General features: G+C 63.4%; 16 protein-coding genes. 15 read left to right on the top strand and 1 reads right to left on the bottom strand.

Features of this window, described 5'->3' with window-relative positions; all coding sequences use genetic code 11:
- Positions 1 to 377 precede the first annotated feature (377 nt).
- The 13 genes from rpsF to AC56QX_RS27960 all read left to right on the top strand — a co-directional run bounded on the left by rpsF (position 378) and on the right by AC56QX_RS27960 (position 12,212).
- Complete coding sequence (gene rpsF / locus AC56QX_RS27900) at positions 378 to 881, top strand: 30S ribosomal protein S6 (RefSeq protein ID WP_027045356.1); 504 nt, start codon at positions 378 to 380, stop codon at positions 879 to 881.
- A complete protein-coding gene (gene rpsR, locus AC56QX_RS27905) occupies positions 881 to 1,129 on the top strand; it encodes a 30S ribosomal protein S18 (RefSeq protein ID WP_006203718.1) in 249 nt (82 codons plus the stop codon). Before rpsF ends, rpsR begins: the two co-directional genes overlap by 1 nt.
- A gap of 215 nt (positions 1,130 to 1,344) precedes the next feature.
- Complete coding sequence (gene rplI / locus AC56QX_RS27910) at positions 1,345 to 1,929, top strand: 50S ribosomal protein L9 (protein WP_027045355.1); 585 nt, start codon at positions 1,345 to 1,347, stop codon at positions 1,927 to 1,929.
- A gap of 175 nt (positions 1,930 to 2,104) precedes the next feature.
- Entirely contained in the window at positions 2,105 to 3,397 is a 1,293-nt protein-coding gene (locus tag AC56QX_RS27915; protein WP_497111688.1) for a cyclopropane fatty acid synthase, read from the top strand.
- Positions 3,398 to 3,477: 80 nt separating this feature from the next.
- Positions 3,478 to 3,801 carry a YnfA family protein gene (locus AC56QX_RS27920; protein WP_027045353.1) on the top strand — a complete coding sequence of 108 codons (324 nt, stop codon included), beginning with the start codon at positions 3,478 to 3,480 and terminating at the stop codon, positions 3,799 to 3,801.
- 1 nt (position 3,802) lies between these two features.
- Complete coding sequence (locus AC56QX_RS27925; RefSeq protein WP_497111689.1) at positions 3,803 to 4,780, top strand: small ribosomal subunit Rsm22 family protein; 978 nt, start codon at positions 3,803 to 3,805, stop codon at positions 4,778 to 4,780.
- Between the two features lie 216 nt (positions 4,781 to 4,996).
- The gene (locus tag AC56QX_RS27930) at positions 4,997 to 6,490 is read left to right on the top strand and encodes a replicative DNA helicase (RefSeq protein ID WP_497111690.1); all 1,494 of its coding nucleotides are present in this window, start codon (positions 4,997 to 4,999) and stop codon (positions 6,488 to 6,490) included.
- A gap of 45 nt (positions 6,491 to 6,535) precedes the next feature.
- Positions 6,536 to 7,939: a DNA repair protein RadA gene (gene radA / locus AC56QX_RS27935; RefSeq protein ID WP_027045350.1), complete on the top strand. Its 1,404-nt coding sequence runs from the start codon at positions 6,536 to 6,538 to the stop codon at positions 7,937 to 7,939.
- A gap of 47 nt (positions 7,940 to 7,986) precedes the next feature.
- A complete protein-coding gene (locus AC56QX_RS27940) occupies positions 7,987 to 8,649 on the top strand; it encodes a CvpA family protein (protein ID WP_477446515.1) in 663 nt (220 codons plus the stop codon).
- Between the two features lie 105 nt (positions 8,650 to 8,754).
- Positions 8,755 to 10,224 carry an amidophosphoribosyltransferase gene (gene purF, locus AC56QX_RS27945; protein ID WP_477446517.1) on the top strand — a complete coding sequence of 490 codons (1,470 nt, stop codon included), beginning with the start codon at positions 8,755 to 8,757 and terminating at the stop codon, positions 10,222 to 10,224.
- Positions 10,225 to 10,313: 89 nt separating this feature from the next.
- Positions 10,314 to 11,054 carry an SDR family NAD(P)-dependent oxidoreductase gene (locus AC56QX_RS27950; RefSeq protein WP_010915156.1) on the top strand — a complete coding sequence of 247 codons (741 nt, stop codon included), beginning with the start codon at positions 10,314 to 10,316 and terminating at the stop codon, positions 11,052 to 11,054.
- Between the two features lie 125 nt (positions 11,055 to 11,179).
- A complete protein-coding gene (locus tag AC56QX_RS27955; RefSeq protein ID WP_497111692.1) occupies positions 11,180 to 11,818 on the top strand; it encodes a hypothetical protein in 639 nt (212 codons plus the stop codon).
- Positions 11,819 to 11,993: 175 nt separating this feature from the next.
- Positions 11,994 to 12,212 carry a hypothetical protein gene (locus AC56QX_RS27960; RefSeq protein WP_096456416.1) on the top strand — a complete coding sequence of 73 codons (219 nt, stop codon included), beginning with the start codon at positions 11,994 to 11,996 and terminating at the stop codon, positions 12,210 to 12,212.
- 109 nt (positions 12,213 to 12,321) lie between these two features.
- Here AC56QX_RS27960 and AC56QX_RS27965 read toward each other — a convergent pair whose 3' ends face one another.
- Complete coding sequence (locus AC56QX_RS27965) at positions 12,322 to 12,828, bottom strand: OsmC family protein (RefSeq protein WP_497111694.1); 507 nt, start codon at positions 12,826 to 12,828, stop codon at positions 12,322 to 12,324.
- Between the two features lie 357 nt (positions 12,829 to 13,185).
- Between AC56QX_RS27965 and AC56QX_RS27970 the strand changes: the two genes are divergently transcribed.
- A complete protein-coding gene (locus AC56QX_RS27970) occupies positions 13,186 to 13,632 on the top strand; it encodes an EamA family transporter (protein WP_497111695.1) in 447 nt (148 codons plus the stop codon).
- A 23-nt stretch (positions 13,633 to 13,655) separates the two neighbouring features.
- Entirely contained in the window at positions 13,656 to 13,838 is a 183-nt protein-coding gene (locus tag AC56QX_RS27975) for a hypothetical protein (protein WP_497111696.1), read from the top strand.
- Positions 13,839 to 13,857 lie beyond the last annotated feature (19 nt).

Raw genomic sequence — 13,857 nt, forward strand, 5'->3', positions numbered from 1 at the left:
AGGGCGCAACCCTGCACAACCTGACATTGTGGTTAAGGGCCGGTTGTCGGGAAATCACAGCCTTCTGACGCTGCCGCTTGCTTTTCAGGGCCCCCTGCGACATCGGGCACGCCCCTTGCCCTTGCCTTATCAGCGGATTGCTGTATAGACGCCCGCAATCTGCCGGTCCTTGCTGGGGGCTGAACGGAGGGCCGTAGGTTTTATCAAAAGCCTTCGTGTGAAGCCAGAAGTGTTTCCGCCTCCCGTGTCTCCGCTCTCGACCGTCTCGAAATGCTCCTTTCTTCCCCGTACCCTTTAAGGGTTTGCGGGTCAGAGAAGTTGCAGAGGCTTTAGCCGCCGGGAACCGGGAGAGAAACGAAGAAAGGCACGAAGACATAATGGCTCTTTACGAACATGTGTTTCTTGCCCGGCAGGACCTCTCGCAGCAGCAGGTCGATGCTCTTGTCGAACAGTACAAGGGTGTCATCTCCGCGAATGGCGGGTCCGTTGGCCGGGTTGAGAACTGGGGACTGAAGTCCCTCACCTACCGGGTCAACAAGAACCGGAAGGCATACTACACGCTCATGGACCTCAACTGCCCGCCGGCAGCGCTCAACGAAATGGAGCGCCAGATGGGTCTGTCCGAGGACGTCCTGCGTTTCCTGACCATCAAGGTCGAGGCGCATGAGGAAGGTCCTTCGGCCATGATGCAGAAGCGCGAAGAGCGCTCCGAGCGCGGCAGCTTCGGCGACCGCGACCGTGGCGATCGTGGCCCGCGTTCGTTCGGCGACCGTGATCGCGGCGACCGTGGCGATCGTCCGCCGCGCAGCTTCGGTGGCGACGCCGGTGCTGATCGTGGTCCGCGCCGTCCGCGCGAAGGCTTTGAAGGGGGTGCAGAATAATGGTCGACATCAACCAGATCCCGACCCGGCGCCCGTTCCATCGTCGCCGCAAGACCTGTCCGTTCTCCGGCGCCAACGCGCCCAAGATCGACTACAAGGACGTGCGTCTGCTGCAGCGCTACATTTCCGAGCGCGGCAAGATCGTGCCATCGCGCATCACCGCCGTCAGCCAGAAGAAGCAGCGTGAACTCGCCAAGGCGATCAAGCGCGCCCGCTTCCTCGGCCTGCTGCCCTACGTGGTCCGCTAAGACTTCCGAAGCAGGCGGTTCGCCGCCTGCTCCCTTCTCCCACGGCGACGGGCGCCGCAGGGTTAACCGTCAAATCCCGAGTTGAGGTGAAAAGCCTCTAACTGCCGCGACAGGCAGGACAGCGACACCGGCGCCAAGGCGCCCGAGCTTCCTGACCTGTTCCATTCAATTCGGCGCCGATCCCGCGATCGGTGCCCAGACGAAGGAACAAGACCATGCAAGTGATTCTTCTCGAACGCGTTTCCCGCCTCGGCCAGATGGGTGATACCGTCAAGGTCAAGGACGGCTTTGCTCGCAACTTCCTGTTGCCGCAGGGCAAGGCGCTGCGCGCCAACGAAGCCAACAAGAAGAAGTTCGAGGGCCAGCGCGCCCAACTCGAAGCCCGCAACCTCGAGCGCAAGTCGGAAGCCACCCAGGTCTCTGAAAAGCTCGACGGCAAGAGCTTCATCGCCGTGCGTTCGGCCGGCGAAACCGGTCAGCTCTACGGCTCGGTGTCGACCCGTGACATCGCCGACCTGCTGACGGCCGAAGGTTTCTCGGTCAACCGCAACCAGATCCTGCTCAACCAGCCGATCAAGACCATCGGTGTCACCAATGTGGCGATCGCGCTGCATCCGGAAGTCGAGGTCACCATCAGCCTCAACATCGCCCGCACGGCCGACGAAGCCGAGCGCCAGGCCAAGGGCGAGACGCTGACCACCGCCGAAGCCATCTATGGCGACGACATCAACGACAATGCGCGGCCGGAGAACTTCTTCGACCCGAACACCGAGTTCGAGGGCGGCGAAGACAACGCCTGATCGCGTACGACAAGCGAGGGAGCAGCGCTCCGATCACTTTGTCGTCATCCAGCCTTTCTGGACCAATGCCCGGGCCTCTCGCCCGGGCATTTTTGTGCCAAATGGAACTTTGCGAACCCCTATATATTGTTGCAGAATTAAGGCAGCCAGTCTGACCGTGAGGGGACATTTGGTTATGAACATTCTGCTGAAGCGCGTTCTCGACCGCCTGGTGCGCACAGGCAATCTCAAGGTAACCGGTCCCAAAGGCGCGACCTTCGTCTTCGGCGACGGCAGCGGCGAGCCAGTACACCTGCACATCAAGACCCGACACGCCGAACGCGCCATCACCTTCGATCCAATGCTGGCGGTGCCTGAATCCTACATGGACGGCGAACTCGACATTCTCGAAGGCGGCGTGCTCGGCCTGATGCGCATCGCCTTCCAGAACATGGGCAGCGGGGGCATCGACGCGACCTGGTCGAAGGCTATCGAGGGCCTGCGCCACGCATTCCGCCGCCTGCAGCAGATCAACACCACTTCGCGCTCACGCCGCAACGTACAGCGCCACTACGATCTGTCGGGCGAGCTCTACCGGCTCTTCCTCGATGAGGACATGCAGTATTCCTGCGCCTATTTCGAGCAGCCGGACATGACGCTGGACGAGGCACAGGCCGCCAAGAAGCGCCATATCGCCGCCAAGCTCAGGTTGAAGCCCGGCCAGACCGTGCTCGACATCGGCTCCGGCTGGGGCGGGCTTGGCCTCTATCTCGCCAAGGCGTTCGACGTCGACGTGCAAGGCGTAACGCTGTCGACCGAACAGCATGGCGTCGCCACCGACCGGGCGCATGCGCAAGGCCTGGAAAACCACGTCCATTTCGAGCTGAAGGATTATCGCGAACTCAACGAACGCTTCGACCGCATCGTTTCGGTCGGCATGTTCGAACATGTCGGCGTGAACCACTTCAGGACCTTCTTCGACAAGGCGGCAACATTGCTGAAGCCCGATGGCGTCATGCTCCTGCACACGATCGGCCGCTCAGGTGTGCCGTGGGCGACCAGCGCCTTCATCCGCAAGTATATTTTCCCGGGCGGCTACATACCGGCCATGTCGGAGGTGTTGCCGGCGATCGAGAAGTCCGGCCTGGTGGTCACGGACGTCGAGATCCTGCGGCTCCACTATGCCGACACGCTGAAGCACTGGAGCCAGCGCTTCGCCGCCAACCGCGACAAGGCGAAGGCCATCTACGACGAACGCTTCTGCCGCATGTGGGAATTCTATCTGGCCGCTTCGGAAGCCGCCTTCCGCTGGCAGGATCTGGTCATCTTCCAGTTCCAGATCGCCAAGAAGAACGACACGCTGCCGATGACCCGCGACTATATGGCCAAATGCGAAAAGGCGCTGGAATTGCGCGACATGGGCCGCCGCGAAGCGGCTCCCGTCGAGAAGCCCGCCAAGCCCGCCCGGCGCCGCAAGGTGGCGGAGTAGAAACGCCGTTCGCCATTGGCGCTTGCCATTCCCGGCCCCTGCCCCGAAAAAGGCCTCGTGATCGTCGCGAGGCCCTTTTCATGACCTATCTCCTCTATGCCGCCGCGGCCTTGGCCGAGATCGCCGGCTGTTTTTCGGTATGGGCCTGGTGGCGGCTGGAACGATCGCCGCTGTGGCTGGCCCCGGGCTTCGTCTCGCTGCTTGCGTTCGCCTGGCTTCTGGCGCTGGTCGACACCAACGCGGCCGGTCGCGCTTATGCAGCCTATGGCGGCATCTACATCGTCGCCTCGCTGGCCTGGCTCTGGCTGGTGGAAGGCGTGCGGCCCGACCGCTGGGACCTTGGCGGTGCGGCGCTCTGCATAGCCGGTGCCTCGATCATCCTGCTCGCACCGCGAGGAGCCTAGCGTGGAACTGCCGCCCTCTCTTCGACAAGCTGTCGATCGTATCCTGGAAAGAGTCCCGCTGCCGGAACTGAAGCAGGCGGCGAAGACACTCTCCGACCGCTACCGCGCCGAATTGCGCGACGGCCGCCTGCACATGGCGCAGGACATGGCTGTCAGAGCCTATCTGGCGACGCGGCTGCCGGCGACCTATGCCTCAGTCCGCGCAAGCCTCGACACGCTGAACGCAGCCCGGCCGGATTTCATGCCGAAAACCCTGCTCGATGTCGGTGCCGGTCCTGGTACGGTGCTTTGGGCCACCAGCGAACTCTGGCCTGATCTCGAACAGGCCGTTTTGCTGGAAGCGAGTGCGGCAGTGCGCAAGGTCGGCGAGACGCTTGCCGCCAATGTCATCGCAGCCCGAACGGTCTGGCAGGCCGGCGACGTCACAACAGACCTTGCCGCCCTTCAGCCGGCGGACCTCGTCACCTGCGCCTATGTGCTGGACGAGATCGTGCCGGCATCGCTGCCCAAGATGATCGACCGGCTATGGCAGTTGACGACAGACACTTTGCTGATCATCGAGCCGGGCACGCCGGCGGGCTGGCAGCGGATCCTGGCGGTGCGCGCGCAACTGGTCGCGGCCGGCGCGCATCTGCTGGCACCTTGTCCGCATGAGGCGCCCTGCCCGCTCAATCCACCCGACTGGTGCCACTTCTCCCGCCGCGTCGCCCGCTCGCGCCTGCACCGGCTGGCCAAGGACGCGGAGGTGCCTTGGGAAGACGAGAAATTCATTTTTGTCGCCGCTTCGCGCCAGCCGGCGACCTCCCATGCCGCGCGGGTCATCGCGCCACCAAAATCCGGCTCCGGCAAGGTTCTGCTGAAACTTTGCCGGGAGGACGGCACGGCCACGGAGCAATTGTTCACCAAGCGTGACGGCGCGGACTTCAAGCTGGCCCGACGGCTGGACTGGGGCGACAGGCTGGAACCAGACAGCGCGTGAGCGGATTGTTCTTGCTTCGTTCCAATGCTGCGCGTAAGAATCACCGCTTGCCGAGTCAACCGGAATCGGGACACAGGAACACTGTCCTGTGGACGGCTCGGGCGTCCCTGTGAACAACGGGCATCATGGTTGTTTGGTCGTGCGGTGATGCAGAAAGGTCAGCACGGTTTCGTCTGGTTCTGATATCGAAAGGCCGGGATCGAAATCGGGGACATCATGGCAGAGGCAGCGCGAAAATTCGGCGTGGCGGAGCAGCAACCGCTTTATCGTGAGGCGCCGAACAACATCGAGGCCGAGCAGGCGCTGCTCGGCGCGATCCTCGTCAACAACGATGCCTTCTATCGTGTCTCCGACTTCCTCAAGCCCAGCCATTTCTACGAACCCCTGCATCGCAAGATCTTCGAAATCGCGGCCGAGCTCATCCGCATGGGCAAGGTAGCGACGCCGATCACACTGAAGACCTTCCTGCCGGCCGACGAAAAGGTCGGCGACATGACGGTGGCGCAATATATCGTGCGGCTGGCGGTCGAAGCCGTCACCGTCGTCAACGCCACCGACTATGGCCGCGCCATCTATGATCTGGCGACGCGACGCGCGCTGATCACTGTCGGCGAGGACATGGTCAACATCGCCTATGACGCGCCGGTCGACATGTCGCCTTCCGAGCAGATCGAGGACGCCGAGCGCCGGCTGTTCGAACTCGCCGAAACCGGACGCTACGATGGCGGTTTCGAGAGCTTCACCGACGCGGTCAAGACCGCGGTCGACATGGCCAACGCCGCCTATATGCGCGACGGGCACCTGTCGGGCCTTGCCACCGGCATGCGCGATCTCGACCGCCGCATGGGCGGCCTGCAGTCGTCCGATCTGATCATCATCGCCGGCCGTCCAGGCATGGGCAAGACATCGCTCGCCACCAACATCGCCTTCAACATTGCCGAGATGTATGAGCCGGCGCAGCAGGCCGATGGCTCGTTCAAGGCGGCCAATGGTGGTGTCGTCGGCTTCTTCTCGCTCGAAATGTCGTCGGAGCAGCTCGCCACCCGTATCATTTCCGAACAGACGGAAATTTCGTCGTCCAAGATTCGTCGTGGCGAAATCACCGAAATGGACTTCGAAAAGCTGGTCGCCTGTTCGCAGACCATGCAGAAAATCCCGCTGTTCATCGACCAGACTGGTGGTATTTCCATTGCGCAGCTGTCTGCCCGCGCGCGACGCCTGAAGCGCCAGCGCGGCCTCGACCTGATCGTCATCGACTATATCCAGCTGATGCAGGGCTCATCCGCCAAATCTTCGCAGAACCGCGTGCAGGAAATCACCGAGATCACCACCGGCCTGAAGGCGCTGGCCAAGGAGCTGGCGGTGCCGATCATCGCGCTGTCGCAGCTGTCGCGTCAGGTCGAAAGCCGCGAGGACAAACGCCCGCAGCTCTCCGACTTGCGTGAATCCGGTTCGATCGAGCAGGACGCCGACGTTGTCATGTTCGTCTATCGTGAGGAGTATTATCTCAAGAACCGCGAGCCGAAGCTTGGCACGGAAGAATACGTCAAGTGGGAAAACGAGATGAACGAGATGCGCGGCAAGGCCGAGGTCATCGTCGCCAAGCAGCGCCACGGCCCGACGGGCTCGGTGACGCTGGCCTTCCACGGCGAATTCACCCGCTTCTCCGATCTGGCGGAAGAGCATCATATTGCGGAGAGGTTTGAGTAGCTTTTTGACCAACCGTCCCGCTCCGTTCCAATCCGCAGCCGCCTGATGGCCAAATCGCGCGTCCAGTTCATCTGCCAGAATTGCGGCTCGGTGCATCAGCGCTGGGCCGGCAAGTGCGATGCCTGCGGCGAGTGGAACACGCTGGTCGAGGAAGGCACGTCCGGCGGCATCGGCTCGGGGCCAGCCAATACGCGCAACGCCCGCAAGGGCCGTGCGGTCGTACTGACCACGCTTTCCGGCGATATCGAGGATGCGCCGCGCATCATCTCGGGCATCGGCGAGCTTGACCGCGCCACCGGCGGCGGCTTCGTGCGCGGCTCGGCGCTGCTGGTCGGCGGCGATCCCGGCATCGGCAAGTCGACGCTGCTCACCCAGGCAGCGGCGGCTCTTGCCTCGAGAGGCCACCGCATCGTCTACGTCTCCGGCGAAGAAGCCGTCGCCCAGATCAGGCTGAGAGCGCAGCGGCTCGGCGTCGCCGACACGCCGGTGGAACTGGCAGCCGAGACCAATGTCGAAGACATTCTTGCCACGATCGCCGATGGCAAGCGGCCGGATCTGGTCATTCTCGATTCGATCCAGACGCTGTGGACCGACCTTGCCGATTCGGCGCCGGGCACCGTTACCCAGGTGCGCGCCGCTGCCCAGGCGATGATCCGCTATGCGAAATCCACGGGTGCGGCGATCGTGCTGGTCGGCCATGTCACCAAGGAAGGCCAGATCGCCGGTCCGCGCGTCGTCGAGCACATGGTCGATGCCGTGCTCTACTTCGAGGGCGAAGGCGGCCATCACTACCGTATCCTGCGCACGGTGAAGAACCGTTTTGGACCGACCGACGAGATCGGCGTTTTCGAAATGTCGGACAAGGGCTTGCGCGAGGTCGCCAATCCCTCCGAGCTGTTCCTCGGCGAGCGGCATGCGAAATCGCCCGGTGCGGCCGTTTTCGCCGGCATGGAAGGCACGAGGCCGGTTCTGGTCGAGATCCAGGCGCTGGTCGCGCCGTCCTCGCTCGGCACGCCGCGCCGGGCGGTGGTCGGCTGGGACGGCGCCCGGCTGTCGATGATCCTGGCGGTGCTGGAGGCGCATTGCGGCGTGCGCTTCGGCAGCCATGACGTCTATCTCAACGTCGCTGGCGGCTACCGCATCAGCGAGCCGGCGGCCGATCTGGCGGTAGCGGCCGCATTGGTTTCCTCGCTGACCGGTCTTGCCCTTCCCGCCGATTGCGTCTATTTCGGCGAAATCAGCCTTTCGGGCGCGGTGAGGCCGGTTGCGCATGCGCAGCAGCGCCTCAAGGAAGCCGAAAAGCTGGGTTTTGGTAGCGCGGTTCTGCCCTTGGGCAGCGAGGAACTTGCTGGAGGGATCGGGGCCGGCGCTTTCCAGCCCACCGAGCTTGCCGACCTCGTGGCGCGCATAGCCGGCTCACGGCGCAGCCGCGTCGACGATGAAGAATGACGCGGCTCGTCGAGCCGTGAAAAACAGATCGGAGTGGGGCTAAAAACATGCCGATTACGCTGCTTGACGGAATCCTGGTCGGCTTCACCCTGGTCTCGGCGATGCTCGCCATGGTTCGCGGCTTCTCGCGCGAGGTCCTGTCGGTCGTCTCGTGGGCGGCGGCAGCGGCGGCGGCTTTCTTCTTCTACAAGCCGGTCCTGCCCTACCTGAAGCCCTATATCGACAATGAGAAGATCGCGATGGCGGCTTCCGCCGGCGTCGTCTTCGTCATCGCGCTGATTGTTGTTTCGGTCATCACCATGAAGCTCGCCGACTGGATCATCGATTCGCGGATCGGCGCGCTCGACCGCACGCTCGGTTTCCTCTACGGCGCCGCGCGCGGCATCCTGGTCGTCGCTGTCGCGCTGCTGTTCTTCAACTGGCTGGCCGGCGCCAAGGCCCCCGCCTGGGTGACGGACGCCAAGTCGCGGCCGCTGCTGGAACAGATCGGCGCCAAGCTCGAAAGCCTGCTGCCCGAGGATCCGGAAAACGCCATCCTCAAGAAGCTCAATCCGAATCAGCCGGCGGCCGAGACGCCCGCAGCGCCTGACGCACCGGCGGCGGATGCGCCAGCCGGCGGAGACGATGCCAACGCACCGGCTCCAGACGACAATGACGCCGCGCCTGCGGACAACACGGCCAAACCAGCGCCGGCCGCACCAGCGAACTGACGCGCGAAAGCGGGCATCAGGGCTAACGATAGTGTGAACGATTGCACGGCGCGCGTTGCTTTCGACGCGAACCCGCACTATATGGCGATTTTAGCGGAGCTTAAGATGGCAGACGCAGACGACGTGCTTTCCGCCGAGGCCGACGACCATTTCCATGACGAATGCGGTGTGTTCGGCATTTTCGGCCGGCAGGACGCAGCGGCTATCGTCACACTCGGCCTGCACGCCTTGCAGCATCGCGGCCAGGAAGCGGCCGGCATCGTTTCCTACGATGGCACCCAGTTCCATGTCGAACGCCATGTCGGCCTGATCGGCGACACCTTCACCAAGCAGCGCGTCATCGACAGCCTGCAAGGCAACCGCGCCATCGGCCATACGCGCTACGCCACGACCGGCGGCGCCGGCATGCGCAACATCCAGCCTTTCTTCGCCGAACTCGCCGATGGTGGCTTTGCCGTCGCCCACAATGGCAATCTGACCAACGCCATGACGGTGCAGCGTGCGTTGCAGAAGCAGGGCGCGATCTTCTCCTCCACCTCCGACACCGAGACGCTTCTACATCTCGTCGCGACCAGCAAGGAGCGCGATCTCAACTCGCGCTTCATCGACGCGGTGCGGCAGGTCGAAGGCGCCTTCTCGCTGGTTGCGATGACGGCCAAGAAGATGATCGGCTGCCGCGATCCGCTGGGCATCCGGCCGCTGGTGCTGGGCGATCTCGACGGCGCCTGGATCCTGGCCTCGGAAACCTGCGCGCTCGACATTATCGGCGCGCGTTTCGTGCGCGACCTCAAGCCCGGCGAGATGGTCGTCGTCACCTCCAAGGGCATTGAAAGCCTGTTCCCGTTCGAGCCGCAGAAGACCCGCTTCTGCATCTTCGAATATGTTTATTTCGCCCGGCCGGATTCCTCGGTCGAAGGCCGCAATGTCTACGAAGTGCGCAAGCGCATCGGCGCCGAGCTGGCGCAGGAAAACCCGGTCGAAGCCGACATCGTCGTGCCGGTGCCGGATTCGGGCACGCCGGCGGCGATCGGTTTCTCGCAGGCCGCGGGCATTCCCTTCGAGCTCGGCATCATCCGCAACCACTATGTCGGCCGTACCTTCATCCAGCCTGGCGATTCGATCCGCCATATGGGCGTCAAGCTGAAGCATAATGCCAACCGGCGGATGATCGAAGGCAAGCGCGTGGTTCTGGTCGACGATTCGATCGTGCGCGGCACCACCAGCCAGAAAATCGTGCAGATGGTGCGTGATGCCGGCGCCAAGGAAGTGCACATGCGCATAGCCTCGCCGCCGACCAGCGCCTCCTGCTTCTATGGTGTCGATACGCCGGAGAAGTCGAAGCTTCTGGCATCACGCATGTCGGTGGAAGAGATGGCCGAGTTCATCCGTGTCGATTCGCTCGGCTTCCTGTCGATCAACGGGCTCTACCGCGCCGTCGGCGAGGCCAGTCGCAATGACGAGCAGCCGCAATTCTGCGACGCCTGCTTCACCGGCCAGTACCCGACCCGCCTGCTCGACTTCGAAGGCCACGACAATGTGCGCACGCTGTCGCTGCTGGCGAACAACGGGGCGTGAGCTAGACTTTGTTTTGACACAATTCCTGTGGGAAAACCGCTTCACACTTTTCCCGGAATTGCTCTAGACCACCTTACGGAAATTCTCGCATGACCCTCGACCTTACCGGCCGCGTCGCGGTCGTCACCGGCGCCTCGCGCGGCATCGGCTATTTCATCGCCAGGGAATTGGCGGCCGCCGGTGCGCATGTCATCGCGGTTGCGCGCACGGTCGGCGGCTTGGAAGAACTCGACGACCAGATCAAGGCGGCAGGTGGCCAGGCGACATTGGTGCCACTCGATCTCGCCGACATGGCCGGCATCGACCGGCTGGGGGGCGCCATCCATGAGCGCTGGGGCAAGCTCGACATTCTCGTTGCCAATGCCGGCGTGCTTGGCGTCATCTCGCCGATCGGCCATGTCGAGGCCAAGACGTTCGAGAAGGTGATGACCATCAACGTCACTTCGACCTGGCGGCTGATCCGCTCGGTCGACCCGCTGCTGCGGCTTTCGGATGCCGGCCGGGCCATCATCCTGTCCTCCAACGCGGCACACTCAGCGCGCGCCTTCTGGGCGCCTTACGCGGCATCGAAGGCTGCGGTCGAAACCATGATGCGCTCCTGGGCGCATGAGACGCAAAGCCTGCCGCTGCGCGTCAATGCCGCCGACCCCGGCGCCACCCGTACCGCCATGCGAGCCCAGGCCGTGCCTGGCGAGGATCCGGAGACGCTGCCGCACCCCTCGGAGATCGCCAAGCGCATCGTGCCGTTGGCCAGCCCCGAGTTGAAAGAGACCGGGCTGATCTTCCAGGCCAAGCACAACCGCTTCGTCGCCTACCGGCAGCCGGAATAAACTTACACCTTGGTTTTGACGGCTCCCGGAACCGTTGCCCGCATTTGGGTGACCTATGTCAGGGATTAAAAGGGCCTCCAGCTACGTTTCTTCGAATGTGGGACATTCGAAACCGGAGGACCGACATGCGTAGACTTCTTCTCGTTGCCGCCGCCATCACGGCCACCCTGGCCGCCACCGCCGGCACCGCCCTCTCGCAAGATGCCAAGATGAGTTTCTTCATCACCAGCGCCGGCTCCGGCAAGGGTGCCGATCTCGGCGGACTGAAGGGTGCCGACGCGCATTGCGCTTCGCTGGCCGAAGCCGCCGGCGTCACCGGCAAGAGCTGGCATGCCTATCTCTCGACCAGTGCCGAGGATGCGCGCGATCGCATCGGCAAGGGTCCGTGGTTCAACGCCAAGGGCGAGAAGATCGCCGACGATGTCGCCTCGCTGCACAGCGACGCCAACGGCATCACCAAGCAGACGGCGCTGAACGAAAAGGGCGAAGCAGTCAATGGGCGCGGCGACAAGCCGAACCGGCACGACATGCTGACCGGGTCGAAACCCGACGGCACCAGGATCGCCGACCAGACCTGCGGCGACTGGACGATGAGCGGCGCCGAAGGGGCGGCGATGATGGGGCATCACGACCGCACCGGCCTTGACGATTCGGCGGCGGCGAAGTCGTGGAATTCCTCGCACGCGTCGCGCGGCGGCTGCAGCCAGGAGGCGTTGAAAGGCACCGGCGGCGACGGGCTGTTCTATTGTTTTGCAACCGACTGAGCCGCGTCGGCTGTAAAACCCTGGCTGCAAGATCCGCCGGGCGATCACGCGGCTGTGATCAGAGGGGGAAAGGCTGCGCTTCTGTCATGCTTTCGTCGTTTCCATAGAGTTGGTAGGATCGTATAGAACTCCCACAACAACGAGCGCCCGAGCTGGGCAGAACAAGGACATCCCCATGGCTACGACCGCAGCGTTGGTCTGGTATCTGGTAATCGCCGGCCCGCAGGGCGGCATGGTGGTGCTGCCCAGCACTTTCGACAAGCGCGAACAGTGCACCGCCGCCATCACCGAATATCAGAAGCAGCCGACACCGCCCGGCTGGTCGGTGCAGTGCGTACCGAGCGCCTCGCCCTTTACCGACGAAGGCGATGCCGAAGAGCCGGCGGCGCAGTAAGCATCGGATGCAACAAGGCCCGCAGCCACCGGCTGCGGGCCTTGTGATTTCAGAGCTGTTATGACGCAATTCCGGACGGAAAACCGTTCACACTTTTCCTGGAATTGCTTTAGCGCCCGGCGCTCACCGTCAATTCCGGTTTTTGGTTGATGGTCTGGAACACCACGCAATAGCGCTCGGTCAGCTTGAGCAGCGAATCGATGCGCTCCTGCGGTTCATCGGTGTCGAGAGCGAAATTGAGCCGGATGGCGCGAAAACCGACCGGCGCATCCTTGGCGACACCGAGCGTGCCGCGAAAATCGAGATCGCCTTCGGCTTCCACAGTGGCAGCGCCGAGCTTGAACTCGAGCGCCGTCGCCACTGCCTTCAGCGTCACCCCGGCGCACGCCACCAGGGCTTCCAGCAGCATGTCGCCGGAGCAGAGCTCGAGCCCGGAGCCGCCGGTTGCCGGATGCAGGCCGGCGATGGCGATCGCCCTGCCCGTCTCCACTTTGCAGGCCACCGACTGGTCGTCGATCGAACCCCGCGCCTTCAGCGTGATCAGCGCCTGCGCGGCATCGTCGCGATAGGCCTGCTTCAGCGGCGCCTGCATGGCTTTAAGTTCGGTGGCGTCCATTTCCGTTGCCTCTTTTCGCATTTATGGCCAGCGCGTAGCGTGGCTTCGGCACATATAAGTGCCGATCGTGTCCTAGAAGCAAGCTCGCAATCCCTGCCCCAATGCAAGCTCAGGGCTGGCGTAGCGCTGGACCAACTTTCGACCGTATAGCTTTGGTGAGCGCCTGACCTTCCAAGCCCCTTGCGCCGCCTCGCAGCATCTCTGCCGCTTTCTGCAACTTTGGTCCGTGCCTATGGCCGATGTCGCCATTTTCGAAACACGCGAAAGGGTTCTCGCCGGCATCCTCTCGGCGCCTGCGCGGCGATCGGCGGGCGGGCGCTGTTTGCCGACACGGTGCGTTCGTCGATCGTGCGGCCAATGCTGGTGCGAAGCGCTTTCACGCTTGCTGCCTGGCTTTGCTACTACAACGCCGCCCGCAGCCTGCAGCTTGCCGAACTGACCACCGTCTATTACGCGGCCCCGATCATCGTCACCGTGCTTTCGGTGTTCCTGCTCGGCGAGAAGGTGCCGATGCTGCGCTGGCTGGCGGTTCTGATCGGCTTCGTCGGCGTCTTTGTCGCATGCGATCCGACCCATCTCGGCCTGTCCGTGCCGGTGCTGCTGGTGCTGGCGGCCGCGCTTTTGTGGGCCATCGCCATCGTGCTCCTGCGCAAGACAGCACTTGCCGAGCGCTCCATGATCCAGCTCCTCCTCAACAATTTCTATTTCCTTGTGTTTTCGGCGGTGCCGGCGCTGTTGTGGTGGCACACGCCTGATCTGACACAATTGCTACTTCTTGCCAGCGTCGCCGCGCTCGGGGGCTAGCGCAATATCTTCTCTTCGAAGGCATGAAGCGCACGCCGGCATCGATCCTCGCCCCTCTCGAATACAGCTCGCTGTTGTGGGCATTCGCGCTCGGCTTTGCGATCTGGGGCGACGTGCCGCGCCGCGAAGTGTTTCTCGGTGCCGCCCTGATCATCGCCGCCGGCCTGCTGATCGTGGGCGGCGAGCATTTCCGCAAGCGGCTGTGATGTGGATGGCGCTCACTGC

The sequence above is a fragment of the Mesorhizobium sp. RCAM 06353 genome (assembly GCF_059683585.1).